This is a genomic window from Streptosporangium sp. NPDC004631 (genome assembly GCF_053601935.1).
The window spans coordinates 129,169-155,892 of sequence record NZ_JBSGCR010000016.1; the positions used below are offsets into that span (position 1 = coordinate 129,169).

At 70.2% G+C, this 26,724-nt stretch carries 23 protein-coding genes, 2 tRNA genes and 1 riboswitch; of the genes, 14 read left to right on the forward strand and 11 right to left on the reverse strand.

Annotation, left to right across the window (positions count from 1 at the left end):
• Positions 1-154 precede the first annotated feature (154 nt).
• Entirely contained in the window at positions 155-2,797 is a 2,643-nt protein-coding gene (gene ppdK / locus ACWEF2_RS18365; RefSeq protein WP_453816625.1) for a pyruvate, phosphate dikinase, read from the forward strand.
• 213 nt (positions 2,798-3,010) lie between these two features.
• Positions 3,011-4,243, forward strand: a complete 1,233-nt coding sequence (locus ACWEF2_RS18370; RefSeq protein ID WP_453816627.1) for a deoxyguanosinetriphosphate triphosphohydrolase — start codon at positions 3,011-3,013, stop codon at positions 4,241-4,243.
• A 43-nt stretch (positions 4,244-4,286) separates the two neighbouring features.
• Here ACWEF2_RS18370 and ACWEF2_RS18375 read toward each other — a convergent pair whose 3' ends face one another.
• A complete protein-coding gene (locus ACWEF2_RS18375) occupies positions 4,287-5,111 on the reverse strand; it encodes a peptidoglycan DD-metalloendopeptidase family protein (protein WP_453816629.1) in 825 nt (274 codons plus the stop codon).
• 191 nt (positions 5,112-5,302) lie between these two features.
• Here ACWEF2_RS18375 and dnaG point away from each other — a divergent pair, with 191 nt between their 5' ends.
• The 5 genes from dnaG (at position 5,303) to ACWEF2_RS18400 (ending at position 12,075) form a co-directional block, all read left to right on the forward strand.
• Entirely contained in the window at positions 5,303-7,165 is a 1,863-nt protein-coding gene (gene dnaG / locus ACWEF2_RS18380) for a DNA primase (RefSeq protein WP_453816631.1), read from the forward strand.
• A gap of 185 nt (positions 7,166-7,350) precedes the next feature.
• Positions 7,351-8,454 (forward strand): RNA polymerase sigma factor RpoD, encoded by a 1,104-nt coding sequence (rpoD, locus tag ACWEF2_RS18385; protein ID WP_453816633.1) that lies wholly within the window; start codon positions 7,351-7,353, stop codon positions 8,452-8,454.
• A gap of 249 nt (positions 8,455-8,703) precedes the next feature.
• A complete protein-coding gene (gene efeO, locus ACWEF2_RS18390; protein WP_453816635.1) occupies positions 8,704-9,561 on the forward strand; it encodes an iron uptake system protein EfeO in 858 nt (285 codons plus the stop codon).
• Positions 9,562-10,318: 757 nt separating this feature from the next.
• Positions 10,319-11,617: an MGH1-like glycoside hydrolase domain-containing protein gene (locus tag ACWEF2_RS18395; protein WP_453816637.1), complete on the forward strand. Its 1,299-nt coding sequence runs from the start codon at positions 10,319-10,321 to the stop codon at positions 11,615-11,617.
• Positions 11,614-12,075 (forward strand): hypothetical protein, encoded by a 462-nt coding sequence (locus ACWEF2_RS18400; RefSeq protein ID WP_453816639.1) that lies wholly within the window; start codon positions 11,614-11,616, stop codon positions 12,073-12,075. Before ACWEF2_RS18395 ends, ACWEF2_RS18400 begins: the two co-directional genes overlap by 4 nt.
• A 162-nt stretch (positions 12,076-12,237) precedes the next feature.
• Here the strand turns inward: ACWEF2_RS18400 and ACWEF2_RS18405 are convergent, their stop codons facing one another.
• Entirely contained in the window at positions 12,238-12,573 is a 336-nt protein-coding gene (locus ACWEF2_RS18405; RefSeq protein ID WP_453816641.1) for a YtxH domain-containing protein, read from the reverse strand.
• Between the two features lie 163 nt (positions 12,574-12,736).
• Between ACWEF2_RS18405 and ACWEF2_RS18410 the strand changes: the two genes are divergently transcribed.
• The 3 genes from ACWEF2_RS18410 (at position 12,737) to ACWEF2_RS18420 (ending at position 15,267) form a co-directional block, all read left to right on the forward strand.
• Positions 12,737-12,812, forward strand: a tRNA-Asn gene (locus ACWEF2_RS18410).
• A 356-nt stretch (positions 12,813-13,168) separates the two neighbouring features.
• Positions 13,169-14,278 carry a nitric oxide synthase oxygenase gene (locus ACWEF2_RS18415; RefSeq protein ID WP_453816643.1) on the forward strand — a complete coding sequence of 370 codons (1,110 nt, stop codon included), beginning with the start codon at positions 13,169-13,171 and terminating at the stop codon, positions 14,276-14,278.
• Positions 14,279-14,493: 215 nt separating this feature from the next.
• Positions 14,494-15,267 (forward strand): enoyl-CoA hydratase-related protein, encoded by a 774-nt coding sequence (locus tag ACWEF2_RS18420; protein WP_453816644.1) that lies wholly within the window; start codon positions 14,494-14,496, stop codon positions 15,265-15,267.
• Between the two features lie 29 nt (positions 15,268-15,296).
• On the opposite strand, the gene ACWEF2_RS18425 is transcribed toward ACWEF2_RS18420, so the two are convergent.
• Together ACWEF2_RS18425 and galK are read right to left on the reverse strand one after the other, a co-directional pair.
• Positions 15,297-15,800 carry a DUF402 domain-containing protein gene (locus ACWEF2_RS18425; RefSeq protein WP_453816646.1) on the reverse strand — a complete coding sequence of 168 codons (504 nt, stop codon included), beginning with the start codon at positions 15,798-15,800 and terminating at the stop codon, positions 15,297-15,299.
• Positions 15,801-16,023: 223 nt separating this feature from the next.
• The gene (galK, locus tag ACWEF2_RS18430) at positions 16,024-17,142 is read right to left on the reverse strand and encodes a galactokinase (RefSeq protein ID WP_453816648.1); all 1,119 of its coding nucleotides are present in this window, start codon (positions 17,140-17,142) and stop codon (positions 16,024-16,026) included.
• A 153-nt stretch (positions 17,143-17,295) separates the two neighbouring features.
• Between galK and ACWEF2_RS18435 the strand changes: the two genes are divergently transcribed.
• Positions 17,296-17,369 (forward strand) — tRNA-Ile (locus tag ACWEF2_RS18435).
• Positions 17,370-17,724: 355 nt separating this feature from the next.
• Positions 17,725-18,564 (forward strand): SAM-dependent methyltransferase, encoded by an 840-nt coding sequence (locus tag ACWEF2_RS18440; RefSeq protein ID WP_453816650.1) that lies wholly within the window; start codon positions 17,725-17,727, stop codon positions 18,562-18,564.
• A 136-nt stretch (positions 18,565-18,700) separates the two neighbouring features.
• Here the strand turns inward: ACWEF2_RS18440 and ACWEF2_RS18445 are convergent, their stop codons facing one another.
• Positions 18,701-19,957, reverse strand: a complete 1,257-nt coding sequence (locus ACWEF2_RS18445) for an RNA polymerase sigma factor (RefSeq protein WP_453816670.1) — start codon at positions 19,955-19,957, stop codon at positions 18,701-18,703.
• Positions 19,958-19,960: 3 nt separating this feature from the next.
• Entirely contained in the window at positions 19,961-20,359 is a 399-nt protein-coding gene (locus ACWEF2_RS18450; protein WP_453816652.1) for a YciI family protein, read from the reverse strand.
• 296 nt (positions 20,360-20,655) lie between these two features.
• Between ACWEF2_RS18450 and ACWEF2_RS18455 the strand changes: the two genes are divergently transcribed.
• Positions 20,656-21,024 (forward strand): hypothetical protein, encoded by a 369-nt coding sequence (locus ACWEF2_RS18455; protein ID WP_453816654.1) that lies wholly within the window; start codon positions 20,656-20,658, stop codon positions 21,022-21,024.
• A 167-nt stretch (positions 21,025-21,191) separates the two neighbouring features.
• Here the strand turns inward: ACWEF2_RS18455 and bluB are convergent, their stop codons facing one another.
• Positions 21,192-21,812 (reverse strand): 5,6-dimethylbenzimidazole synthase, encoded by a 621-nt coding sequence (gene bluB, locus ACWEF2_RS18460; protein ID WP_453816656.1) that lies wholly within the window; start codon positions 21,810-21,812, stop codon positions 21,192-21,194.
• Positions 21,813-21,848: 36 nt separating this feature from the next.
• Positions 21,849-22,044: riboswitch (cobalamin riboswitch) on the reverse strand.
• 114 nt (positions 22,045-22,158) lie between these two features.
• Positions 22,159-23,586, reverse strand: coding sequence for an aldehyde dehydrogenase family protein (locus tag ACWEF2_RS18465; RefSeq protein WP_453816658.1), 1,428 nt, complete (start codon positions 23,584-23,586; stop codon positions 22,159-22,161).
• A 93-nt stretch (positions 23,587-23,679) separates the two neighbouring features.
• Here ACWEF2_RS18465 and ACWEF2_RS18470 point away from each other — a divergent pair, with 93 nt between their 5' ends.
• On the forward strand, positions 23,680-24,123 hold the full coding sequence (locus tag ACWEF2_RS18470) for a MarR family winged helix-turn-helix transcriptional regulator (protein ID WP_453816660.1): 444 nt from the start codon (positions 23,680-23,682) through the stop codon (positions 24,121-24,123).
• Positions 24,124-24,169: 46 nt separating this feature from the next.
• Here the strand turns inward: ACWEF2_RS18470 and ACWEF2_RS18475 are convergent, their stop codons facing one another.
• The 3 genes from ACWEF2_RS18475 to ACWEF2_RS18485 are packed head-to-tail and all read right to left on the reverse strand — an operon-like array spanning position 24,170 to position 26,401.
• On the reverse strand, positions 24,170-24,715 hold the full coding sequence (locus ACWEF2_RS18475) for an NADPH-dependent FMN reductase (RefSeq protein ID WP_453816661.1): 546 nt from the start codon (positions 24,713-24,715) through the stop codon (positions 24,170-24,172).
• 1 nt (position 24,716) lies between these two features.
• Positions 24,717-25,274 (reverse strand): flavin reductase family protein, encoded by a 558-nt coding sequence (locus ACWEF2_RS18480; protein WP_453816663.1) that lies wholly within the window; start codon positions 25,272-25,274, stop codon positions 24,717-24,719.
• Positions 25,271-26,401: an LLM class flavin-dependent oxidoreductase gene (locus ACWEF2_RS18485; RefSeq protein ID WP_453816665.1), complete on the reverse strand. Its 1,131-nt coding sequence runs from the start codon at positions 26,399-26,401 to the stop codon at positions 25,271-25,273. Before ACWEF2_RS18485 ends, ACWEF2_RS18480 begins: the two co-directional genes overlap by 4 nt.
• Between the last annotated feature and the right edge of the window lie 323 nt (positions 26,402-26,724).

Consider the following 26,724-nt stretch of genomic DNA (forward strand, 5'->3'; position numbering starts at 1 on the left):
TTGGCGCCGATTTAAATTGGATTAGACCGCTATATGGGCCTTGACCTGCATAAATGCGTCTTCGCCGGGTGGGTGGTGTTTCGTCGGGTTCTCCGTCGGTAGAGTCCCAAGCAGGCGGAACCACACGTCGTTTGAAGTCGCAGAAGGAGCAACCGTGCCCAAGTACGTTTACGACTTCACCGAGGGCAACAAAGATCTTAAGGATCTGCTCGGCGGTAAGGGGGCCAATCTGGCGGAGATGACCAATCTCGGGTTGCCGGTGCCCCCCGGCTTCATCATCACAACCGACGCGTGCCGCCGCTTCCTGCAGGACGGCGAACTCCCCGAGGGCCTGGAGGAGGAGATCTCCCACCACCTGGCCGAGCTGGAGAGCCGGATGGGCCGTCGCCTCGGCCAGGCGGACGACCCGCTGCTGGTGAGCGTCCGCTCCGGCGCCAAGTTCTCCATGCCGGGCATGATGGAGACCGTCCTGAACATCGGTCTGAACGACGAGTCGGTACACGGCCTGGCCAAGCAGGCCGGCGGCAACGAGCGGTTCGCCTGGGACTCCTACCGGCGTCTCATCCAGATGTTCGGCCGGACCGTGCAGAACATCGACGCCGAGCTGTTCGACGACGCCCTGGAGGAGCTCAAGAACGGCCGCGACGACCTGGAGCTCGACGCGGCCGACTTCCGGAGCCTGGTCAAGACCTACAAGGGCATCGTCCGCGACCGGACCGGCCGTGACTTCCCCGCCGACCCGCACGAGCAGATGCGCATGGCGGTCACCGCCGTCTTCGACTCCTGGAACGCCCCGCGCGCCATCCTCTACCGCCGTCAGGAACGCATCCCCGCCGACCTCGGCACGGCGGTCAACATCTGCTCCATGGTCTTCGGCAACTGCGGCATGGACTCCGGCACCGGGGTGGCCTTCACCCGTGACCCCGGCAGCGGCCACCAGGGCGTCTACGGCGACTACCTGCAGAACGCCCAGGGCGAGGACGTGGTGGCCGGCATCCGCAACACCATGCCGCTGCAGGATCTGGAGCGGCTCGACAAGTCCGTCTACGACGAGCTCATGAAGATCATGGAGACGCTGGAGAACCACTACCGCGACCTGTGCGACATCGAGTTCACCGTTGAGCGCGGCAAGCTGTGGATGCTCCAGACCCGGGTGGGCAAGCGGACCGCGGGCGCCGCGTTCCGCATCGCCGTACAGCTGGTCGACCAGGGCCTGATCGACCTCGACGAGGCCGTGACCCGGGTGACCGGCGCCCAGCTCGCCCAGCTCATGTTCCCGCGCTTCGCCGGGGACGCGGAGAGCGCCAGGATCACCAGGGGGATGAACGCCTCCCCGGGCGCGGCCGTCGGCAAGGCCGTCTTCTCCTCCGAGCGGGCCGTCGAGCTGGCCGCCGCGGGCGAGGCCGTCATCCTGGTCCGCCGCGAGACCAACCCCGACGACCTGGCCGGCATGATCGCCGCCCAGGGGGTGCTGACCAGCCGGGGCGGCAAGACCTCGCACGCCGCCGTGGTCGCCCGCGGCATGGGCAAGACCTGCGTCTGCGGCGCCGAGGAGCTGGAGGTCTCCACCAAGGAGCGCAGGTTCACCGCCCCCGGCGGGGTCGTGGTCTCCGAGGGGGACGTCATCTCCATCGACGGTTCCAGCGGCGCCGTCTACCTCGGCGAGGTGCCCGTGGTCCCCTCCCCGGTCGTGGAGTACTTCGAGGGCGCGGTCGACCAGGACGACGAGCTCGTCCGGGCCGTGCACCGCGTCATGACCCACGCCGACGCCTCCCGGCGGCTGCGGGTGCGGGCCAACGCCGACAACGCCGAGGACTCCGCCCGCGCCCGCCGGTTCGGCGCCGAGGGTATCGGGCTCTGCCGTACCGAGCACATGTTCCTCGGTGACCGGCGGAAACTGGTCGAGGACCTCGTCCTGGCCACCTCGGACGAGGAGCGCGAGCACGCGCTGGCCGCGCTGGAGCCGCTGCAGAAGTCGGACTTCACGGAGATCTTCCAGGAGATGGCCGGGCTGCCGGTCACGATCCGTCTGATCGACCCGCCGCTGCACGAGTTCCTGCCCGACTACAGCGAGCTGTCGGTGAAGGTCGCGCTCGCCGGGGACCTGGCGGACGCCAAGGACCGCAGGCTGCTCGCCGCCGTCAAGCGCCTGCACGAGCAGAACCCGATGCTGGGCCTGCGCGGGGTACGGCTCGGCCTGGTCGTCCCCGGCCTGTTCGCCATGCAGGTCCGGGCGATCGCCGAGGCGGCCAAGGCCGTCGATGGCGCCCGCGCGGAGATCATGATCCCGCTGGTGGCCGCGGTGCAGGAGCTGGAGCACGTCAAGGACGAGGCGCGGCGGATCCTGGCCGAGACCGGTGTCGAGGCGCTGGTCGGCACGATGATCGAGGTGCCGCGTGCGGCGCTGACCGCCGGGCAGATCGCCGAGGCCGCCGAGTTCTTCTCCTTCGGCACCAACGACCTGACCCAGATGACCTGGGGATTCTCCCGTGACGACGTTGAGGCCGCCTTCTTCTCCAAGTATCTGGAGCTGGGCGTCTTCGGGGTCTCCCCGTTCGAGTCGCTGGACCGCGACGGGGTGGGCAGGCTGATGCGGATCGCCGTGGAGGAGGGGCGGAGGACCCGCCCCGACCTCAAGCTCGGCATCTGCGGCGAGCACGGCGGCGACCCCGACTCGGTCCACTTCTGCCACCAGGTGGGGCTGGACTACGTGTCCTGCTCGCCGTTCCGAATCCCCGTCGCCCGGCTGGAGGCCGGACGGGCGGCCCTGGCCGCCGCGGGCTCCGACACCCGCTGACCCGCTGACCCGCTGACCCGCTGACCCGCTGGATCGCCGGGACGCCCGCCGCCGATGTCCTCCGGCGGCGGGTACCGGTGGTGAAGGAGGACGGCATCGGGGCCGGTGGGGAGGTTCCGCGCGTCCTGGACGTCGTCCGCGCCCCGGAGTCATCAGGTGTTTCCCCGCTGTTCGGCATGGGACGCCACTTTCCTGGATAAAATCACTGCACTTATGCATCCCTACGACGAGCATGACCAGGACAGATGGGTACCGGAACCACCCGGCAACCCCGAGAGAGGCTCGTTCGAGCGGGATCGCGCCCGGGTGCTGCACAGCGCCGGGCTGCGCCGGCTCGCGGCCAAGACCCAGGTGGTCGGGCCGGGGGAGACGCTCGGCAGCGGGCAGCACATCCCGCGTACCCGGCTGACCCACTCGCTGGAGTGCGCGCAGATCGGCCGGGAGATGGGCCAGGTGCTCTGCAGGGATCCCGATCTGGTGGAGACCGCCTGCCTGGCCCACGATCTCGGGCATCCGCCGTTCGGGCACAACGGGGAGACCGCGCTCAACGAGCTGGCCGCCGGCTGCGGCGGGTTCGAGGGGAACGCGCAGAGCCTGCGCCTGCTGACCCGGCTGGAGGCCAAGGTCCTCACCGAGGACGGCCGCAGCGCCGGCCTCAACCTCACCCGTGCCTCCCTGGACGCCGCGGTCAAATATCCCTGGACCCGTGAGACGAGCCCCAAGTACTGCGCCTACGGCGACGACATGGTGGTCTTCGACTGGATCAGGGAGGGCGCCCCCGAGGGACAGGTCAGCTTCGAGGCCCAGATCATGGACTGGGCCGACGACGTCGCCTACTCGGTGCACGACCTGGAGGACGCGCTCCACTCGGGCGCCGTCGTGCCGCAGGCGCTGCGTGACCCCGCCGAGCGTCAGGAGGTGTGCGTGACCACCCGGGCCTGGTACGCCCCGGACGCCGACCCCGGCGAGCTGGAGGACATCTTCGATCGGCTGGTCGCCCAGCCGCTCTGGCCTCGCCACTTCGACGGTTCCCTGGCCGACCTCGCCGCGACCAAGGGGCTCACCAGCGCCCTGATCGGTCATCTCTGCCGTTCCGCCCAGGTCGCCACCCGCGAGGCGTACGGCCCCGCCGCCGGCCGTTACAGCGCCGACCTGGTCGTTCCCCGGGACGCCCGCCTGGAGTGCGCCCTGCTGAAGGGGCTGACCGCTCACTACGTGATGACCAGGGACGAGCACAGCGCCAAGCAGGCCAGGCAGCGTGAGCTCATCCACGACCTGGCCCACCTGATCATGTTGGGCGCCCCCGGCACACTGGAGCCCGCGCTCCGCCCCTCCTTCACCAGGGCCGCCGGCGACGGCGGGCGGCTGCGGGTGGTGATCGACCAGATCGCCTCCCTCACCGACACCTCGGCCGTCACCTGGCACAGGCACCTGTCCGGGCGCTGAACCTCCGGCCGGCCGCCGTACGGATGATCGCGGCGTCCGGCCTCTAGCCGCCCAGCGGGATCTTCTCCTCCGGGGTTCTCCCCGGCTTCGTGGTGGGCGTGGGGCCGGATTTGGGGGCGCACAGCGTCGCGCACTCGGGCGCGGCCCCGGTCTTGCTCATCACCGCCCGTGTCTCGTCCGAGGGGGAGAGCGTCCGGTTGCCCTTCAGCCAGGCGTCCAGGTAGTTCCACGGCTTGACCATGCCGCGCCGTACCCACCAGAGCGAGGGGTCGGCCTTCCAGGAGATCGCGAAGTAGAGGTTGCTGGCGGTGGACCGGGCGTTGCCCGAGTTGCCGACCTGGCCGAGGACCTGGCCCCCGCTGACCCGTGTTCCCGGTTTGATCCCCGGGGCGATCCGGTCCAGATGGCCGCCGAGGTAGCGCACGCCGTCGTCGCCGATCACGGTGACGAAGCGTCCCTCACGGTCGGGGCCGCGGTCGGTGGAGGGCTTCCACCGGTTCTGGGCGTTGACCTCGTCGACCACCCCGTTCACCGGGGAGACGAACGAGCATCCCCGGTGTGACCAGATCGTGCTCTTGGGCAGGATGAGCAGCTTTCTCTCGTAGGTCACCCTGCAGTCCTTCACCGGGAAGGTGTAGGTGAACTTCGAGATCTTGGGCGGCGGTACCTGCACCGGATCGTCGGCCGCCGGACGGGGCACGGTCGACTCGGGCCCCGGTGTCGGCGCGGGAATCGTCGCGGTGGCCACTCCTGGCGAAGCGGCGGCCACCTCGACCGCCGGAACCGGGGGCAGGGTACTGATGCCCGCCACCCCACCCGGTGACGCGCAGGCTCCGGTGACGAACACCGCGCCGCTGACGATGATCAATCGTGCTATATGCCCCGATCGCATGGTCTCCACCCGCGTAACGTTATCGAGAATCAGGCTTTACCTTTGTAACCGACCTTCCGATTGGTCATGACCTGTTCCGGAAAGTCGCCCGTCCCAACCGGCCTCCGAACCCCCGGAGCGTTCCGCCGGAGCGCCAACCTGTCGGGGCGCCCCACTAGACTCGCGGCGTGGCAGGCCGGATCAGTGACGAGGACATCGCGCTCGTGCGGGAGCGCTCACCGATCGCGGACATCGTGGGTGAGCACATCCAGCTCCGCAACGCGGGCGGCGGCAACCTGAAGGGGCTCTGCCCCTTCCACGAGGAGAAAAGCCCGTCCTTCAACGTCACCCCCACCCGTGGTTACTGGTACTGCTTCGGCTGTGCCGAGGGCGGGGACGTCATCACCTTCGTCCGGCGGCTGGAGCACCTTTCGTTCGGCGAGGCCGTGGAGCGGCTGGCGAACCGGGCGGGCATCCAGCTCCGCTACGAGCAGGGCGGCTACGTTCCAGGGCGGGAGCAGGGGGAGCGCAGCCGGCTCGTCGAGGCGCACCGGGCCGCGGCGGAGTTCTACGTGGCGAAGCTGGGCGGGCCGGACGCCGCGCTCGGACGCACGTTCCTGTCGGAGCGCGGGTTCGAGCGGGTCGACGCCGAGCATTTCGGGGTGGGCTACGCGCCCGCCGAGTGGGAGGCGCTCTCCCGGCATCTGATGGCCCGGGGCTTCACCGCCGCCGAGCTGATCAAGGGGGGGCTGGCCAAGGAGGGCCGCCGGGGCCCGATCGACCGGTTCCGGGGGCGGCTCGTCTGGCCCATCCGTGACATCACCGGCGATGTCATCGGTTTCGGTGCGCGAAAACTGAATGAGGCCGAAGATGGCCCAAAATACCTCAACACCCCTGAAAGTCCGCTCTACAAGAAGAGCGAGGTCCTCTACGGCGTGGACCTGGCCAAGCGGGAGATCTCCAAGCGTTCCCAGGCGGTGATCGTCGAGGGGTACACCGACGTGATGGCCTGTCACCTGTCGGGCGTGCCGACGGCGGTGGCCACCTGCGGCACCGCGTTCGGCCAGGAGCACATCAAGGTGCTGCGGCGGCTGCTGCTCGACCAGTCGGGGTCGCAGGGTGAGGTGATCTTCACCTTCGACGGTGACGCGGCGGGGCAGAAGGCGGCACTGCGGGCCTTCGCCGACGAGCAGAGGTTCGTCACCCAGACCTTCGTGGCCGTCCAGCCCGACGGGCTCGACCCGTGCGACCTCCGCGTCACCCGCGGCGAGGCCGCCGTACGGGACCTGATCGCCGGCCGGGAGCCGCTGTTCGCCTTCGCGATCCGCAGCGTGATCTCCCGCTACGACGTGAGCACCAACGAGGGGCGGCTGTCCGCGCTGGACGCGGCGGCGCCGATCGTGGCGGGCATCAAGGACAGGGCGCTGCGCCAGCTGTACGCCGTGGACCTCGACCGCTGGCTCGGCTTCAACAACGAGCGGTTCGTCATGGACCGGATCGCCGAGATCTCCGTCACGGCCCAGGCCACCGTCCGGGCGCGCGAGAGGCGGCCCGCCGGGCCACGCCGGGTCGCCGATCTCACCGACCCCGGCGTGCGGACCGAGGCCGAGGTGCTGAAGCTGGCCGTGCAGCGTCCGGCGCTGCTCGGACCGGGCTTCGAGGCGATCGGGCCGGAGGCGTTCACGCTGCCCGAGCACATCGCCCTCCACAAGCTGATCCTGGACACCGGGGGCATGGCCGCGGCAGGTCCCGGCGGGCGCGAGTGGGTGGACCGGCTGCTCGGCGAGGTGCCCGACACCTTGCGCGCGGTGGTCACCCGCTTCGCGGTGGAGGAGCTTCGCGCCGACCTGGCGAACGAGGAACGGTACGCCTCGGCCATGCTGGCCGCGCTGGAACTCATCTCGGTGACCCGGGCGATCGAGGAGCTGAAGTCGCGGATGCAGCGGACCAACCCGGTGGAGGAACAGCAGGACTACAACCGGCTGTTCGCCGAGTTGGTCGCTCTGGAGCAGCAGCGGCGAGTGCTGAGGGAACGCGCCGCCGGAAGCTGATCGTGTAGTCGGCTTTAATTTCCAAACATCGATTCGACCAAACCTGAATGAGGTCTCGGTTCGATAATGATCGCAGCCTTACCTTCGGTGACAAAAATAGGTCTGCCATTTAGGGGACCGAATACAGCAGACTGTCTCCCGTGGGTGCATCGGTGCTGCCAAGTGGGCCGCCATCGGTAGACCAGGTGGCCGACCTCGTCGCGAAGGGAAGGGAACGCGGGAGCGTCACGGTTGACGACGTCGCCGCGGCTCTCGACAGATCCGAGCTGCCGTCCGACGCGCTTGAACGCGTCGTGCGCATGCTCGCCGAGCACGGAGTGGAGGTTCTTGAGCCCCAGGGTGACGAGGACACCACCCGATCCGATGAGGAGGATGTCGGTAAACGGGCCCCGACCAGCGATCTGGTCCGCATCTATCTGCGGGAGATCGGCCGGGTGCCACTGCTCACGGCCGAGGAGGAGGTGGAGCTCGCCAAATGCATTGAAGCCGGCCTGTTCGCCGAGGACAAGCTCACCAGCGTCGTCTCGAGGCTGGTCTTTCCGGAGTTCAAGGAGCTCGTCTGGCAGGGAACACAGGCCAAACAGCGGTTGATCGAGGCCAATCTGCGGCTCGTCGTCTCGATCGCCAAAAGATACGTGGGCCGGGGGATGCTGTTCCTGGATCTCATCCAGGAGGGCAATCTCGGGCTCATCCGGGCAGTCGAGAAATTCGACTACACCAAGGGATACAAGTTCTCCACCTATGCCACATGGTGGATTCGCCAGGCCATCACCCGGGCCATCGCCGACCAGGCGCGCACTATTCGCATTCCGGTGCACATGGTCGAGACGATCAACAAGCTGGTCCGGGTCCAGCGCCAGCTCCACCAGGACCTCGGCCGCGAGCCGGCGCCCGAGGAGATCGCGCTGGAGATGGACCTGCCGATCGACCGGGTGATCGAGATCCAGCGCATCGCCCAGGAGCCCGTCTCGCTCCAGTCGCCCATCGGGGAGGAGGACTCCGACCTCGGCGACTTCATCGAGGACGCCGACGCGGTCGTGCCGATGGAGGCCGCGGCCTTCATCATGCTGCAGGACCAGCTCGACGACATCCTCGCGACGCTGTCGGAGCGTGAGCAGCGCATCATCCAGCTGCGGTTCGGCCTCGCGGACGGCCACCCCCGGACGCTGGAGGAGGTCGGCAGGGAGTTCGGCGTGACACGGGAGCGCATCCGGCAGATCGAGTCCAAGACACTCGCCAAACTGCGCCATCCGACCCGGGCCCAGATGCTGCGGGACTATCTCGACTGAACACCTCGGTACGGCGGAGGCCCCCGGAGACATCCCGTCCCGGGGGCCTCCGCCGTACCCGGGGCCGGTGCGCGGGAACGTCGCCCCTGGACGCCCTGGTATTTCTCGGGACGCTCCTGGACGTTCCGGGGATTCGGGGGGAGGTCGGGAGAGCGCGGCCGGCGGGATCATCATGGTGATCGGCATGTCGTCCGGGCGGTGCCGTGAGCTTGCAGGATCCTGGAGGCCTCACGACATCCAGGAGCGTCCATGCCCGCCGTTCTCCGTCCCGTCGCAGCCTGCGGCCTTCTCGCCGTCGCCCTCACCGGGTGCGGTCCGGCCGGTGACGGCACCCGCAGGGACGTCACGGTCCCGGCTGTGTCCGCCGAGACCGGCCCGCGGGCCGTGCGCGCGGTCGAACGGTATCGGGCCTACGCCGGCGATCGGATCGATCGCACCATCGCCAGGACCGAGGAGTTCGTCGCCGCGTTCAAGGAGGGTCAGGTGCGCAGGGCCAGGGCCCTCTACGCGCCGAGCCGCCTGGGCTGGGAGAGCGTCGAGCCGGTGGCGGAGGCGTTCGCGGACATCGACTCCAGGGTGGACGCGCGCGAGGCCGACCTCGGGCAGGGGCAGAGATGGACGGGCTGGCACCGCCTGGAGAAGGCGCTCTGGCGGACGCCGGGAAGAGCCGGGCGGGAGGCCGAATACGGTGATCTCCTACTGGCCGACCTCGGCACGCTCAGGGCCCGGCTGCCCAGCGTCGAGATCACCGTGGACTCCATGGCCAACGGGGCCAGGGAACTCCTCGACGAGGCGGCGTCGGGCAAGGTCACCGGTGAGGAGGAGACCTTCTCACATACCGACCTGTGGGATTTCAAGGGCAACGTGGACGGTGCGGCCAAGGTTTACCGGCTCCTGCGGCCGATCGTGCGGGAGAGGAGTCCCGGACTCGTCACCACGCTGGACACCGAGTTCGCCGACCTGAAAGCCCTGCTGGCCAGGCACGCCAGAGGCCACGGGTTCGTCTCCTACACCGAGCTGTCGCGGGACCAGGTCAGAGAGCTCGCCGACGCGCTCAACGCGGCGGCCGAGCCGCTGTCGAACCTGGCCGCGGTCACCGCGGGCTGACCCCTCCCCGGGCCTCCGGGCGCGGTGGGTGGTGTCGTGCCGGCCTCAGATGGCGGACGGGGCTAAGAGCCGCCCTGGCCGCCTCGGCCTCCATTGCCCCCATTACCTCCATCCCCCCCGTTGCCGCCGTTGCCGTCCTGGCCATCCTGCCCGTCCCGGCCGTCTTGTTCGCCCTGACGGTTCTGCTGATCCCGCTGTGGACTCCGCCGTCCGTCCTGATCCTCCCCGGGGCGTCCGCTCCATCCGTCCTCCTGGCCTTGCCCGTATCCCCGGTCTTGGCCGTTCTGCCCGTCCAGGCCGTTCCCGTCCCGCTCGTCCTCCCAGCCCCGGCCGCCTTGCCCGCCCCGGCCCCCATTGCCCCCATTGCCGTCGTGGCCGTTCCGGCCGTGCTGCCACTGTTCGTCCTGGCGGTACTCCCCGTTCCGCCCGCCCTGCCGATCGGGAGCGGCCGGCGCGGTGGGGGTGTCGGTGCCCGATGCCGGAGGTGGAGGTGTGTCGGCACTGGCCGTGGCCAGGGTGGCCGTCACCCCTCCCAGGGTGGTGAGAGACAGTGCACCGATCATGATTTTCCGTTTTATGTTCATGAGTGCCCCCTTTTGGGTGTTCTGCCCGGTGACTGCCGACGGCATTCCCGGGCCGCGCGCCGCACCCCGGAAAGGGGGCGTCTTTTGGGGTTCTTTCAGTCTCTTTGGCCGACTGGCACTTGTCGGCGGGCCGCCCCCTGTTCTCTTGGCGGATGTGAGCGCAGACTGAGCCAATGGAGGCACGGTCGGCGGTGGACGACACCGCGCTCGGACGCGAGGCGTGGTCCGTGCTCAACGCGAACCGCACGGGGTCCGCGACCGTGCCCGCCCCCGGTCTCTACCCCCACCAGTGGAACTGGGACTCCACCTTCGTCGCGCTGGGCCTGGCCCGCTCGAACCCCCGCAGGGCCGGCGCCGAGATGCTCAGCCTGCTGTCCGGGCAGTGGAGCACCGGCATGGTGCCGCACATCGTCTTCCATCCGGTCCGGGCCGGAGCCTACTTCCCGGGCCCCTCCGTCTGGGGCTCCCGAGACCATCCGGCCGCCCCCAACGGGGTGCCCACCTCCGGACTGACCCAGCCGCCGCTGCAGGCCCTGGCCGTCTGGTGGACGTGGCGGCACGCGGTGGACCGGGAGGAGGCCGCGGCTCTCGTCCGCCGGCTGTATCCGATGCTGGTGGCCCAGAACGACTATCTCGCCGCGACCAGGGACCTGGGCGGGGGAGGGCTGGCCGCGATCGTCCATCCGTGGGAGTCCGGCATGGACGACAGCCCCGTGTGGGACGCCCCGCTGGAGGCACTGACCCCGAACGGCCGGATGTGCCCGCTGGAGGCGCGCCCCGACCGTCTCCTCGACGGCCACCACGACCGCTACGTCTGGCTGGCCCTGCGCTACCGCGACTCCGGCTACGACGGGACCTACCTGCGCGAGGATCATCCGTTCGCGGTCGAGGACCCGATGTTCAACGGGATCTGGCTGGCGTCCTGCCACGCTCTCACCGAGCTGGCCCCGCTGGCCGGGGCCGACCCTGGACCGCATCGGGAGAGGGCCGAGCGGATCCGTGCCGGGCTGCTGGAGCGGCTCTGGACCGGCGACGCCTTCCACGCCCGCGATCTGCGTGCCGGGCGGCTCAGCCCCGTCTGCACGATCGGCTGCTTCGGGCCGCTGCTCGATCCCGCCCTGCCCTCGGAGCGGGTGGCGGACCTGGTGAGCGTGCTGGAGTCCCCCCGGTTCATGGGGACCACCGGATATCCCGTGCCGAGCTGTGAGATCCGCGCCCCGCAGTTCGACCGGTCCCGCTACTGGCGGGGACCGTCCTGGGTGAACACCAACTGGCTGCTGCGCCGGGCCGCCGCCGTACACGGCCTGACCGGGCTGGAGCGGCTGCTGGGGGCCGTCACCCTGCGCCTGGTACGGCAGTCGGGCTTCCGCGAGTGCTTCGACCCCTTCGACGGCAGTGGCCGGGGCAGCCGGGACTTCTCCTGGTCCGCGGCGCTCACCCTCGACCTGCTCGCCGATACCGTGGAAACATGAAGCTCTTCAACCGGATGCCCTCCGAGGTCCGTACGGCCGTCGCGCCGGCCGACCGGGTGCTCACCTACGCCGAGGGGCCCGGCGGCTATGTGATCGCCACGGACAGGGCGCTCTACCTGGGCGGGATCCGGCTGCCGTGGTTCCAGGTGGAACGGGGAGCGTGGGACGAGGAGGGGCTGACGGTCGTCACCACCGAGGGGGAGTCGCACCGCGCGCCGCTGCCCGAGCCGGGGCGGATTCCCGAGGCGGTGAGGGAGCGGGTGACCGCCTCGATCGTGGTGAACCACTACGTCCCGTTGGACGCCCGTGGGGGAGTGCGGCTGGTGGCCAGGAGGACCGACGACGACCGGATGGTGTGGAGGTTCGTCTTCGACCCGGACATGGATCCCGCCGACCCCGGCCTGCGGGCCCTTGCCGAGCAGGCGCTGGAGGAGACCCGCCGGAGCTTCGGCGTCTGAACCCGCCCGGGGGCGCCCGGATTCGAGGGCGGGGGAAGGCCCCGGGAGGGGCCTTCCATCAAAGATCATGGACTGTTTTCCGGGCTCCGGGCTCCGGGCTCCGGGCTCCGGGCTTCGCTCCGAGGGCCGTCGCCGTCGGCTCAGGGGGCTTGGCGGGGCGCCTCAGTAGGGCTCCCCGCGAGGGGTGGTGGTCCTGTCCTTCTCCGGCCAGCCGGTGCCCGTGTCGTCGTGCTTGCCGCTCTCCCAGTCGCTCTCCCAGCCGTTCTCCGACTGCAGGAAGGGCAGCCGGTTCCTGGCCACGTCCGCCACCTTGGTCCTGGCCACGTCGGTGACCCTGGAGACCTGGGCGCCGACCAGGCCCGCGGCCTCCTGGACCGCCGGGCTGTCGGACACCCGATGGACCATCCGCTTGATCTGCTCGTAACGTTCCCGGCCGGCGCGGCTTCCCAGGATGTAACCCACCGCAAGACCCACGCCGAACATCAGTCGATAGCGCATCTCCACCTCCACAGCCTGCTCCGCCGGACCCTACCCACAGATCGCGAGTCTTCTCCGACCTACCCCCGAGTATCGATGCGACACACACTCACGGAGTGCGCTAATCTATTCGTGCGCCGCAAGGAACGGGGAAGACGCCCCGGCCGGGCGGCGCGGAGCACGATCCCGTGTAGCTCAATCGGCAGAGCAGCCGGCTGTTAACCGGCAGGTTATAGGTTCGAGTCCTATCGCGGGAGCCATGATGGAAGGCCCCGGGAGCGCAGCTCCCGGGGCCTTCGCTTTTTGCCGTCCTGATTCCGCGGACAAATCGTGGTGAATCACAGAAAATAAGGGACGCTGCGCCCTGTGTCGCCGTGCTCGCCCTCGGTGACGCCGGACGTGGCCGCCGCGGACCAAGCGAGCGCAGTGGGGTGAGGGCCACTGCGTCCAGGACACCCGGCCGCCCCGGAACGGCCGTCGTGCCCGTGAGCGATACATGGGTGGTTTTTCTGTGCTGACCTGGCGAAGGTCCGATCAGTGTGCGCCGGAGACGGTCCACGGTGTTCACGAGGGCGTTAAGGGGAGGGGACGGGGGCGGCCGGCGCCGGACGCGGACGTGGCGGCGGCCCGGGAGTATCTGGAGCTGTTCTACGCGGAGAACCCCGGGGCGGGGTCGATGAGGCCCCGGCTGCGCGAGGTACGGGCCGAGATCGAGAGAACGGGAACCTACACGCACACGCTCGACGAACTCACCTTCGGGGCACGGGCGGCCTGGCGTAACAGCGGCAGGTGTATCGGGCGGCTCTACTGGCACTCGCTGCGCGTGCGCGACCGGCGTCGGGTGAGCACGGCCGAGGGGGTCGCCGTCGAGTGCGTGAACCACCTGCGCGCCGCGGTGTCCGGCCGCCGGATCCGGCCGACGATCACGGTGTTCGCCCCGGACCGCCCGGGGGCGCCGGGGCCGCGGATCTGGAACGAGCAGCTGATCCGGTACGCCGGATACCAGATGGACGACGGCTCGGTCGTCGGCGACCCCCGATACGCCGGCTTCACCACGATGGCGCGCGAGCTCGGCTGGCGGGGCGGCCCCGGCACACCCTTCGACGTGCTTCCCCTGGTGATCTCGATGGGCGACGGGGCGCCCCCGCTGCTCTGCGCTGTTCCGGGGGACGCCGTGCTGGAGGTGCCGCTCTCCCACCCCCGCTATCCGTGGTTCGAGCGGCTGGGGCTGCGCTGGCACGCCGTACCGGCCATATCGAGCATGTGCCTGGAGATCGGCGGGATCTGCTACCGGGCGGCGCCGTTCAACGGCTGGTACATGGGCACCGAGATCGGGGCCCGTAACCTGGCCGACCCCGACCGCTACAACCTGATGCCCGTGATCGCCGCCCATCTCGGCCTGGACACCCGGGACGACCGCTCGCTCTGGCGCGACCGCGCCCTGGTGGAGCTGAACCTGGCGGTCCTGCACTCCTTCGATCGGGCGGGGGTGACGGTGACGGACCATCACACCGAGTCCCGGCGCTTCCTGGCCCACCTGGAGCGCGAGGAGAGGGCGGGGCGGGTCTGCCCGGCGGACTGGAGCTGGATCGTTCCGCCGATATCGGCCTCCGCCACGCCGGTCTTCCACCGCTACTACGACGACGTGGAGTTGTCGCCGAACTTCGCGTACCACCCCGGCTCCGTGGAGCGGGCACTCGGCCGCCGATCCGTGACGGGAGGGTGAGTGGACCCGCCGGGGTGGGCGACGGCTCCTCCCGGCGGGGCCTGACGGGGTGGGACGGCACCGGAGTCGGCCGCGACGATGCCCTTCCTTCCCCGGGGGGCCGTACGGGGTGATGAGACGGGTGCCGGGGCGGCGCCGGGGAAGCACCGCTGTGGGCGGCGTTGCGGGCACCGTACCGAACATGATTCGGTGTGGAGGTGGGCAAGGAGGGTCACATGCTGGATCTGGTGCTGTCGTCCATCGAGCAGGGCGTGCTGACGCTGACGTTCAACCGCCCGGACCGGCTCAACGCCTGGACCGACACGATGGGGCGGCGATACTTCGACCAGCTCGCCGAGGCGGAGCGTAACCCGGAGGTCCGGGTGATCGTCGTGACCGGAGCGGGCAGGGGCTTCTGCGCCGGAGCGGACCTGCGGGTCCTCGACGCCATCCGGGACGGCTCCTACGAGGGGGAGCCGGACAGGCGTCCCGTCACCTTCCCCGTCACGATCGGCAAGCCCGTCATCGCCGCGGTCAACGGCGCCTGCGCCGGGCTCGGCATGGTCCACGCCCTGGTCTGCGATGTGGTCTTCACCGCGGCCGAGGCCACCTGGACCACCGCCTTCGCCCGTCGCGGCCTGATCGCCGAGTACGGCCTGTCGTGGATCCTGCCCCGGCTGATCGGCCAGGCCGGAGCCATGGACCTGCTGCTGTCCGGGCGGGCCTTCACCGGTGCCGAAGCCCGTGAGCTGGGGCTGGTCAGCCGGTCCGTACCCGGTGAGAGCCTGCTCGACGAGACCCTGGCCTACGCGCGGGAGCTGGCCGTCCACAGCTCACCGGCGTCGATGGCCGTGATGAAGCGCCAGGTCTGGGGTGACTGGAACCGGACCCTGGAGCAGTCGGAGGCCGACGCGACGCGCCTGATGGCCGACGCCTTCCGCCGCCCCGACTTCGCCGAGGGCGTCGCCAGCTTCGTCGAGCGCCGCGCCCCCCGGTTCCCGCCGCTGTAGCCGAGCCCCGGCCGCCCGGGTGACCCGGGTCAGATGACGCGGGAGAGCCAGCGGGGGACGGAGTCGAAGGGGGCGGTGCGGGTGGTGACGGCCTCCAGCAGCGTGGCGGCCGCGACGCGGGCGCCCTCGACCACCCCGGGAGGGTAGGAGTAACGGGTCCGGTGCTCCTCGAACTCGTCCTCGTCGTCCAGGAACACCCGGCCGTCCTCGCGCACCCGGATCACATCGAGATCGAGGTCGACCATGGTCACCTGGCCGTCGCTCCACCGGGGCACGGTCGAGACGTCGCAGTAGATCTCGAACTTGTGCGGCGTGGCGTTGAAGGTGGCCGTCCACCAGGTGTCGCGGGGGAAGAGCATCACGAACGGTTGAATCCAGGTGACCGGCGGCTCGTCACCCCTGCTGCCCCGGGTGCCCGCCGGGCAGCCGGTCCACACACCGTGCTCGTCCTCGCCGAGGAGCAGGGCGGGATGGTTCCAGTGCAGGGAGCCGTCGTACTTGCGGTAGACCACGTGCACGCTCTCAGAGGGCATCCCCCGACTTTAATCCGAGTCGTCCGAGGGAAAACCCGACGGCCTGCCCCACCGTCCGGTCCGCACGGTGGGTGGGGGGAATGACCGTGGCCGGTGCTCGGCCGGCCGCCGGGAGACCGTGTCCGGGTGCCGCCCAGCGAGGCGGATCGCCACCGGGAGGACGTGACGCCCCCACGGCGACAGCCCACCCGCGCCTCGGTCGGAAGCCCGCCCCGCGCCTCGGTCAGACCAGGCGGCGGGCTCCGGCGGCCGGGGTGGCGGGGTGGATCCCGGGCGCCGCCCAGCCGCGCTCGGCGTAGGCACGCGTCACCGCATCCCGTACGGCCTCCACCCGATCGTCGGCGACCAGCGCGATGGCCGACCCGCCGAACCCGCCGCCGGTCATCCGCGCGCCCCTGGCCCCGCCCCGGATCGACGCCTCCACCGCCACGTCCAGCTCCGGGCAGGAGACCTCGAACTGGTCCCGCAGCGACAGGTGGGAGGCGTTCAGCAGGGCGCCGATCTCCCGCACCGCTCCGGCCCGCAGCAGCCCGATCACCGCCTCGACCCGGTGGTTCTCGGTCACCACGTGCTGGGTGCGCCTGCGTTCGTCGCCGCTGAGCCGGCCGAGCGCGCCCGCCAGGTCGGTGACGTCGCGCAGCGCGTCCACCCCCAGACGCTTGGCGGCGTTCTCACAGTCCTGGCGGCGGCGGGCGTACTGCCCGTCGGCGAGCTCGTGGTGGACGCCGGTGTTGATGATCAGCAGTTGGAGGCCGTGCGCGGCGAGGTCCAGCGGGATCGTCCTGCCCGCCAGGCTCCGGCAGTCCAGGAACAGCGCCTTCCCCTGCTCCCCGAGCGCCGAGGCGGCCTGATCCATGATCCCGCACGGCATGCCCACGAAGTCGTTCTCGGCCCGCTGAGCCACCAGCGCGACCTCCATCTTGGCCAGGCCCAGGCCGTACAGCTCGTTGAGCGCCGTCCCGACGGCGACCTCCAGCGCCGCGCTCGACGACAACCCCGCCCCCCGCGGCACGTCCCCGTCGATCACCAGGTCCGCGCCCCCGACCGGATGCCCGGCCTCGCGCAGCGCCCAGAACACGCCGACGGCATACCGCGCCCACCCCTCGGCCTCGTCGAGGGTCTCGACGGTCAGCGGCGTGCCCGCCTGGAGCGACCACAGCCTGACAACGCCGTCCGCGCGCGGTGAGACCGCGGCGGTGACCCCCCACGGCACCGCGAACGGAAGCACGAACCCGTCGTTGTAGTCGGTGTGTTCCCCGATCAGGTTCACCCGCCCCGGAGCGTGCCACACCCCCCGCGGCTCCACGCCGAACGTCTCACGGAAAGCCTCGACAACCCGCATGCGCCAACCCCCTCGACAACGTCCCCCCGTAGGGTAGCGAGTCCCGGCACCCCCCGATTTCCCCGTTCAAGGTCACATCTTGAACCCGTACCGCTCGGCGGATGTGCGAACGGGGCCGACGTTTGGTTGAATGCGGCAGTACGGCGTGCGCGAGGGGCGGTAGCTCAGCCGGTTAGAGCAGGGGACTCATAATCCCTGGGTCGCGGGTTCGAGTCCCGCCCGCCCTACCCCTTGTGATCACACGAAAAGCACCCCTGACCTGGATGTTCACGGTTAGGGGTGCTCTTTTTCCGGCTGGTTGTCATTGGCTTGTAGCGGTTGGTCGCGCCCAATGCGCGCCCAATGCGTGCCCAAGGTTCGCAGGGGGGCGCCGTCGCGGGATCGGCGGTGATCAATCGGGATGCGATCTCTGGCGGGTGAACGGGCGGGCCGCGATGTCGTGCGGATCGCCTATGGCCGGTCCTGGGGCGGGGAGCCTGGCCGGTCGTTCTGTTCAAGATCCACGATTGGGGGGCGGCGGGGGGAGGGAAGGTTAGGTTGTGAGATGACGACTGAGCCCGAATTAAGGAGAGGTTTCCCCCTGTGGCATATGGTTCGTTCCCTCCCGGTCAGGCCACGCCCCACATCGACACCTCCGTGCCGCACTCGGCGCGCATCTGGAATCACTGGCTGGGCGGCAAGGACAACTACCCCGTGGACCGGCAGGCCGGTGACGCCTACGCCGCGGTCTTCCCCGGCATCGTCGACATCGCCCGTCACTCCCGGGCGTTTCTGGCCCGCACCATCCGCCACCTGGCGGGGGAGGCCCGGGTCCGGCAGTTCCTCGACGTCGGTACCGGCCTGCCGACCGTCGACAACACCCACGAGATCGCGCAGCGCGTCGCCCCCGAATCCCACGTCGTCTACGTCGACAACGACCCGCTGGTGCTCGTGCACGCCCGCGCCCTGCTCACCAGCAGTCCCGAAGGCGCCACCAGCTACGTCGACGCCGACCTGCGCGACCCCGAGGCGATCCTGCGCCATGCCGCCGCCGCGCTCGACCTCACCCGGCCGGTCGCGCTCATCCTGAGCGGTGTCACCGGCCACATCGCTGACTACGCCGAGGCGCGCTCCATCGTGGCCCGGCTGCTGGCCGGCCTGCCGGCCGGCAGCTACCTGTCGCTCAACGACGGCATCAGCGTCCCTTTCGAAGCCGCCCCCGGGGCCGACGACGGCGCCTACGACGAGGCTCAGCGGACCTACAACGAGTCCGGTGCCATCCCCTATGTCCTGCGTGCCCATGACGAGGTCGCCGGTTTCTTCGACGGCCTGGAACTGCTCGACCCCGGCGTCGTCTCGGTCCCGCTGTGGCGGCCGGACGCGGGCGCCTTCGGCGAGGTTCCGGTCATCGGCCAGGCCGGTGGCGTCGGCCGTAAGAACTGATCGCTCCCCCGCCTGAGGTGGGACGGGGAGGAGGTGGCGTCGGTCGTGAGAACCGACCGCGGGCGCCCGCCCGGCGCCGCATCCGCCTCGGACCGGCCGCCGGGTCCGATCTCTGTGCCGTCCGGGGGAGTCTCGGTTACCCGGGTTGCTCCGGGGCGGCGAGGTGGGCGGCCCGGGTGGTGAGGTAGTCGCGTTCGGGGATGTTCGTCGTACGGCTCGCCGCCGCGCGGTAGTGGTGGACGGCCGCCAGGTGGTCGCCGGTCATCTCCAGGAGGTGGGCTCGGGCCGCGTGCAGGCGGTGGTGCCCGGCCAGGCGCTGGTCGGTGTCGAGGACGTTGAGCATGTCGAGGCCGGTCGCGGCGCCGTGCACCATGGCGGCGGCCACGGCGCGGTTGAGCGAGACCATGGGGTTGTCGGACATGCGTTCCAGCAGGCCGTACAGTGCCAGGATCTGCGGCCAGTCGGTCTCCTCGGCCGTCGCGGCCTCGTCGTGGAGCGCGGCTATCGCCGCCTGGAGCTGGTAGGGGCCGACCGCGCCCCTGGCCAGGGTGGTGGTGATGAGCTCGACTCCTTCGGCGATGGCCGCGCCGTCCCACCGGCCGCGGTCCTGTTCGGCCAGCGGGATCGGGGCGCCGCCGGTGTCGGTGCGGGCGGGGCGGCGGGCGTCGGTGAGAAGCATCAGCGCCAGAAGCCCGGCCACCTCACAGTCGTCGGGGAGCAGGTCGCGGGCCATCCGGGCCAGCCGGATCGCCTCGCGGGACAGCTCCACGCGGTGCAGGTGAGGGCCGGCGCTGCCGGCGTAGCCCTCGTTGAAGACGAGGTACAGCACGTGCAGCACCGCGCCGAGCCGCCGCGTCCGTTCCTCGGGGGCGGGCATCCGGAACGGGACGCCGGAGGCCTTGATGCGCTGCTTGGCCCGGCTGATCCGCTGGGCCATGGTCGCCTCGGGCACCAGGAAGGCCCTGGCGATCTCGGCGGTGGTCAGACCGCCTACGGACCGCAGGGTGAGGGCGATCGCCGAGGCCGCGCTCAGCGCGGGATGGCAGCACAGGAACAGCATGATCAGCGTGTCGTCCCGGTCCGTCCGGTGCGGGTCGTCCGCCGGCGGCGCCGTCCACCGGTCCGGGGGCGTCTGCGCGGCCGCCCGCTCCTCCCGGCGGCGGCGGGCCTGCTCACCGCGTAGCCGCTCGGCCATCCGGCGGGAGGCGACCTGGATGAGCCAGCCCCGAGGGTTGCCTGGCACGCCCTGTTCGGGCCACTGGGCCGTGGCGTCCAGCAGCGCCTCCTGAACCGCGTCCTCGGCGGCGTCGAAGTCTCCGAAACGCCGGGTGAGCACGCCGACGACCTGCGGCGCCAGTACGCGCAGCAGGTCGTCGGCGGCCGGGGTGTTCAGCGGTCAGAGCTCCTCGGGCGGGCCCGACATCACCTGGCGCACCTCGATCGGCATGTTCAGCGGCCTGCCGCCGGGCCCGGGCGCGGCCGAGACGTACGCGGCGAGGTCGATCGCCCGCTCCAGGCTCTCGCAGTCGACGATCCAGTAGCCGACCAGGAACTCCTTGGTCTCGGGGTAGGGGCCGTCGGTGACGACGGGGGCGCCGCCGTCACCGGCCCGCACGATCCTGGCCTGTCCCGGATCGGCCAGCCCCTGCGCGTCCACGAACTCCCCCGCCTCGACGAGTCTGCCGTTCGCCTCGTGCATGAACGCGATGTGGGCCTTGAGGTCCTGCGGAGGCCAGGTGTCGACCGGCGGGAGGCCGCTCTGCGGACCGAACTGCATCAGCAGCATGTACTTCATGTTCGCGCTCCTCAACCTTCGTGCGCTCTCGTCAGCGCTTTCGGGTGTAGGTCGAAGCAGACCCTCGTATTCTCGACATCCCCGCGAGGATACGAGAAAAAAGTCATTCGAACTCCGGTTGCCGTAGAATTCCGCCCCATGGCGACTGGTCCGTGTCTCTGTTCGGACAACCGGCCCTCGGTGGCCGGCGTCTACTCTCCGCCCCTTCCTTGTAGCCAGGAGCTATCTTGCGGAGAATCACTCCACTTGCCTTATTTACTGCCCTTATGGCGGGATGTTCCGGTTCGCAGGAGCCCTTGCCCATCACTCCCGGCACCGGTGTCAGCCCGCGCAACAGAGCGGCCTGTGTGCAGTACGAGCGGGCGCTGTACGACCTCGACGAGACCATCGCCAGTGACCTCATCCCGATCGTCCTGCAGATTCACACCTACGACGGGGAGAAGGCCGTACGTGAGGCGGCCGAGTCGGCGGACGAGGAGGCCGGCCAGGCCATGGAGCACACCGCTTCGGCGCTCGCGGTGCTCGGCACGGCCGTCACCGAGACCTATGCCTCCTCCGGAGGGCTGGACGTCGACCGCGAGCTGGCCGCCCTGAGGGCGTCCGTCGACGCCGTGCGCCTGTTGTGCGCCGGGACCGGTTCGCCGGTGACCGTGGCGATCCCGTAGTCCGGACGCGAGAGTCTCCGGCCCCTCCCCGCCGGTACTCCGTGGCCGTTCGAGATCGCGGTTGGGATCCGCGCCGATAGTGGCGTCGCCGGGCCCGGCCACGGGGGTGGCGTCGCCGCCGTGGCCGGTACGGGATCCCCTCCGCGGAGCGGGCCGGGGCGGACGTCTCACCAGCGTTCGTGATGAACCGCGGTGCGCAGCGCGACGCGACTGCGCCACCCGTGGCGCTCCAGGTCGGGCACCGCCTCGACATGGAAGACCGGCCCCAGGCACAGCCAGGCCACCGGGCGGATCTCAGCGGGGATGCCGAGCAGCCGCCGTACGAACGGTTCGCGGTAGAACGACACCCAGCCGACCCCCATGTTCTCGGCGGTGGCGGCCAGCCACAGGTTCTGGATGGCCAGGCAGACCGAGTACAGGCCGGCGTCGGCGATGGCGTGCCGGCCAAGGACCGCGGGGCCGCCCCGCCCGGCGTCGTAGGTGACGACCACCGACAGGCTCGACTCCAGCACCCCGTCGATCTTTATCCGGGCGAACCGCTCCGCCTCGCTCCCGGTGAGGGACGCCGCGAAGACGGCTCGCTCCCGCTGGACGTGATCGTGAAAGGCCTGACGGGTATCCCGGTCCCTTACCAGGACGAAGTCCCACGGCTGGGACAGTCCCACACTGGGGGCCGCGTGTGCGGCGCCCAGCACGCGCTCAAGGACGTCGTCGGGGACGGGCTCGCCGCTGAACTGGGCCCGCACGTCACGGCGGCGGTGGATGACGTGATAGATGTCGGTGTTCACAGGGCAGGCTCCCGCTGCGTCATGCCACCTCGGCGGGTGGCAGGTGAGAGCGAGGCCGGTCTTCGGACTCTCGGATCTACGCCTTCACCGTCCGCCTTCCCAGCCCGAAGGCCAGTGGCCGCACGCGTGTGCATGGACGGCAGCTCCCCGATCACCGCGGCGGGCCCGTGCCGGAATCACACCGGCTTCCCGATTCTCCTCCCCGGGGAGGCACCTCGCGTCAGTTCATGCCACCCGCGACTGTAGCGCAGCTCGCGGGTACGGTCCGGGTGTCGCCGGGCCGTACCCCGTCCGGGGCCGGACCGGCCGGCGGGGCGTGGGGATACCCCGCCGGATCCGGCGGCCCTTATCCGCTGACCTGTACGAGGTGCTTGATCTCCTGGAACTCCTCCAGCCCGCGCACACCGTTGAGCCGGCCCAGCCCGCTCTGCTTGAACCCGCCCTCCTCGAACTGGTCCAGCACGACCGCCCAGGCGTTGCACCACACGGTTCCCGCCTCCAGTTCCCGGGCGACCCGCAGGGCCCGGTCGCCGTTGGCCGTCCACACCGAGGCGGCGAGGCCGTACTCGGTCGCGTTGGCGCGGCGGACGGCGTCGGCCTCGTCGTCGAAGACCTCGAACGTCGCCACGGGGCCGAACAGCTCCCGCTGGATCAGCGGCGAGTCGATGTCGTCGACACCGAGCAGGGACGGGCGGTGGTAGGCGCCCCGGCTGAGCGGGCCGTCCTCGACCGGGCCGCCGCGCACGATGACCTCCGCGTGCGGTGCCGCGTCCGCGATGATCGCCTCGACGCGGCGCGCGTTCGCCATGTCGATCATCGGGCCCATCTCGCTTGCCGGATCGTCACCGGGACCGACGACCACCTTCTCCAGGGCGCTCGCCAGCCGCTCGCGGACCTGGCCGGCGATTCCGGCCTGGACCAGGATCCGGCTGCCCGTCATGCAGAACTGGCCGCTGAACGTGGTGATCCCCTTGACGAGGGTGGGCACCACCCGGTCGAGGTCGGCGTCGTCGAACACGATCATCGGCGTCTTTCCGCCGAGTTCGAGCGAGAGCCGCTTGAGGGACGCGCCCGCCGCCTCCATGATCTTGCGGCCGACCTGGGTGCTGCCGGTGTAGCTGACGACGTTCACCTGGCCGGACTGGACGAGCCGCTTCGCGCCCTCGTCCCCGGACTCGGTGAACAGGTTCAGCACCCCGGCGGGCAGGGAGGCGACCTCGGCGACGACCCGGGCCATCGCGTGGTTGACCAGCGCCGTCTGCGCGGGCAGCTTGACCACCGCGGTACAGCCGGCCGCCAGGGCCGGGGCGAACGACCGGACGGCCAGGATGACCGGTGAGTTCCACGGGACGATCACGCCGGCAACGCCGATCGGCTGCCGCAGCGCCATGGAGAAGACGCCGGGCCTGGCCTCGGCGGCGCGGCCGGTGTCGGCCAGCGCGAGCGCCGCGTAGTACCGCAGCTTCGGCGCGACCAGGCTCAGCTCGAACTCGGCCTCCGGGACGATCTTTCCGTTCTCCCGGGCCAGCAGGGCGACCAGTTCGCCACGGTGGCGTTCGAACGCGGTGGCCAGCTCGAACAGCGCCGTCGCCCGCAGTTCCCGGTTGTTTTTCCACTCGTGGTGGGTGAATACGTCGCGGGCCACGCGGATGGCCTCGTCCACCTGCTCGACGTCGGCATCGTAGAATCGGCCGAGAACGTCACCGGTGGCCGGCTCCCTGGATTCGCCCGGCCGTGAAGAGGTCAGCCATTGACCTCCGATATAGTTCGCCACAATGGCATCCTCAGGGACGCCGACGGGGTGAGACATGTCGATCCTCTCTTTGCGGGCCAACTGGATTCGAGTGGTGGAGGAGACGGAGTACGGATGTCGGGGGACGGAGAGAACATCCCCATCCATTCGATGCCGGGATTTCTGATCCGGCGGCTTCACCAGCTTCACGACACCATTTGGGAAAAAGAACTGAACGGCTGGATCACCGCTCCTCAGTTCGGTGTTCTCTCGACGCTCGCGGTCCGGCCGGGAATTCATCAGCAGAATCTCTGCTCGCTGGTCGCGCTGGACTCCTCCACCGCCGCCGACATCGTCAACCGCCTGGTCAGGGCGGGCCTGATCCGTAAGCGGCGCGATCCGGCGGACCGCCGCAGGAGCCTGCTGGAGCTCACCCCGGCCGGCGAGCGGGTCGTCGAGACGGCGACCCCGCTCGTTCACGAGGTGAACAGGCGGCTGACAGGGGCGCTGTCCGAGGCGGACGTCGCCCTCCTGGGCGACCTCATCGGCAGGGTTCTCGACGCCCGGCCCCGGAGGTGACGACGCCCTGGGCGGGCGTCGGGAACCCCGCCGGGAGCGCGCTCACCTAGGTTCCTCGCGCGGCGAGGGGAGCCGGGCCCAGCACCCTGCCACCCACGCACGACGTCAGCTCGATCAGCGCCGTGACCAGCTCGCCGATCTCGGCTTGGGCCCGCGGCGCGGGCGTGCCGCCGACGATCGAGCCCGCCTCGACGAAGCAGCTCGTGGGCAGGCGCAGCGCGCCGAACCACGACAGCACGTCACCGAGGTGGCGGTCGACCGCCAGATAGTGCTGTGGCGCCGCCCCGACGACGAGCAGTCCGACCGGTTTGGAGCGCAGCGCCGACACGGGAAGCCGGTCCAGCAGCTCCTTGAGGACCGCGGGGAACGAGGCGCGGAACACCGGCGAGGAGATCAGCACCGCGTCGGCGGTCTCGATCGTCTCCACCGCCGTCTCCGCCCAGTCTCCGGCCGGCCCGGTACCGGCCCGGGGTGTCAGCCGTTCGATCCGCAGGGTGGGGTCCAGCGCCCTGCCGTACCTCTCGGCGGCGGTGAGCGCCGCGGCCAGCCGCCCCGGCGGGGTCGGGCTTCCATACACGGTGACCAGTTTCATGTCATCCTCGTCCCGCCACGGGCTCTCCCCGCGGATCTCCTGTGCGCACGTACCTTCCGTGGTGAAACAGCAGCGGCCGGACCTGCGGGTTCACGCTGAGGGCGCGCACCCGGCAGACCGCGATCGTGTGATCGCCCGCCGGACGCTCGTCCTCGATCTCGCAGTCGACCCAGCCGAGCGCGCCGTCCAGGATCGGCAGCCCGCTCGGCGAGGGTTCCCAGCGCACGTCGGCGAACTTGTCCCCGCCGGACACGGCGAACCTCCTGCTCAGGTCCTCCTGGTCCGCCGCGAGGATGCTGATCACCGCGGCGCCGGCGGCCCTGATCAGGGGCCATGTGGTGGAGGAGGCCGCAGGGCAGAGCATCACCAGTGGCGGTGACAGCGACAGCGCCCCGAAGGACTGGCAGGTGAAGCCGACCGGTGTCCCGCCGACGACCGAGGCCACCACGGTGACGCCGGTGCAGAAGCCGCCGAGCACGCGCTTGTACTCCGCCACGCTGATCGCCGATTCCACCGTCGTGTCAACGCCTTCCTCCCGGCCGATGGCGGACACGGTCACCGCCTCAGACCGGCTTCCCGCATCAGCGGCAGGATGCGCTCGCCGAAGTAGCCCAGCTCCTCGTGGTAGTCGAGGAAGCCGAGCAGCATGCCGTCCACCCCCGCCTTCGACAGCGCGAGCAGCTGGTCCACGATCTGCTCCGGCGTGCCGATGAGGGGGTAGCCGCCGTAGCCGGTGATGAACCGCTCCTGCATGGCCTTGATCTGCTCGAACGACTGGCTCTGCGCGCCCAGCCCGCTGGAGACGCTCGCCGCGACCGCCCAGTCGCCCTTCTCCAGGATCAGGTCGTAGAGCTGCTTGGTCTCCTTTTCGGTGTCCCGGCAGATCACGTTGCCGTAGCTGATGATGCCCAGGTCACGGCCGTGGCCGTGTGCGATTTTGCGCACCTTGTCACCGGTGGCCTTGGCCTCCTCGGCGTTGGCGAAGGCGATGAAGTTGAAGTCGCACTCCTTGGCGCAGAACTCCAGGCCGGCCGGCGAGTTGCCCGCGTTCACCAGGACCGGGTAGGGCTGCTGGACCGGCTTCGGCTCGGCCTCCGCCTGCCTGATCTCGAAGAACTCGCCGTCGAAGTCGAAGGTGCCCGACTCGGTCCACAGCTTCTTGACGATGGTGATCCACTCGCTGCCGTAGCGGTAGCGCGTGTCGTGTTCGCGCTGCCTTCCGCCGAACATCTCCATCTCCTGGGTGTACCAGCCCATGGTCATGTTCAGGCCGAACCGCCCGTGGGAGATGTGGTCGACGGTCACCGACTCCTTGGCGGCGACGATCGGGTGCTTCGTCGGCACGTGGGTCGTGGAGAACACCATGATGTTCTCGGTCGCCTGCGCCAGGCCGGCGGCCCAGGTGTGCGTCTCGAAGTTGCGGCCGTTGAAGTTGCTCTCACCGCCCATTCCCTTCCACCGGGCGATCGGCACGAGCGCCTCGAAACCGAGACCGTCGGCCACCTTGGCGATCTTGACCGTGTGGTCCCACGTCGCCTCGTAGCTCGACGGCGCCAGGCTCGCCATGACTCCGTAGCTGCAGTTGGTGCCGAAGACGCCCAGCTTCATGGGCTGGTCGTTGAAGAGCGGAACCCCGCTTGCACGGCGGGCCTCATGAAGTTCGTCATAACTGATGTCGGCGGACATGATGATCCTTTTCTTGTCGGTCGCGAAAGTCGAGGTTGCCGGTCATGAAAGTCGGTGATGAGAGTCGGTGGCGAAACGGGTGCGGCCGGTGAGGAACCGGTCGGCCTCCGGTGGAGAAACTCCGAAGAATCGCGGGGCGCCGAGGTATTGCGAGAAAGCTAACCGCGCCCGGACGGTCGCTCTATCCGGGCGGCGAAGCCGCTTACGGCCGAAAAGCGAAGGGGGCGTCCGCCGACCTGCCGATCGTGCGGGCCGTACAAGGCCGGCTCGACGAGGGTTGATCGGCTACGTGCTGTGACATAAAAGCACTGGACGTGTTGTTG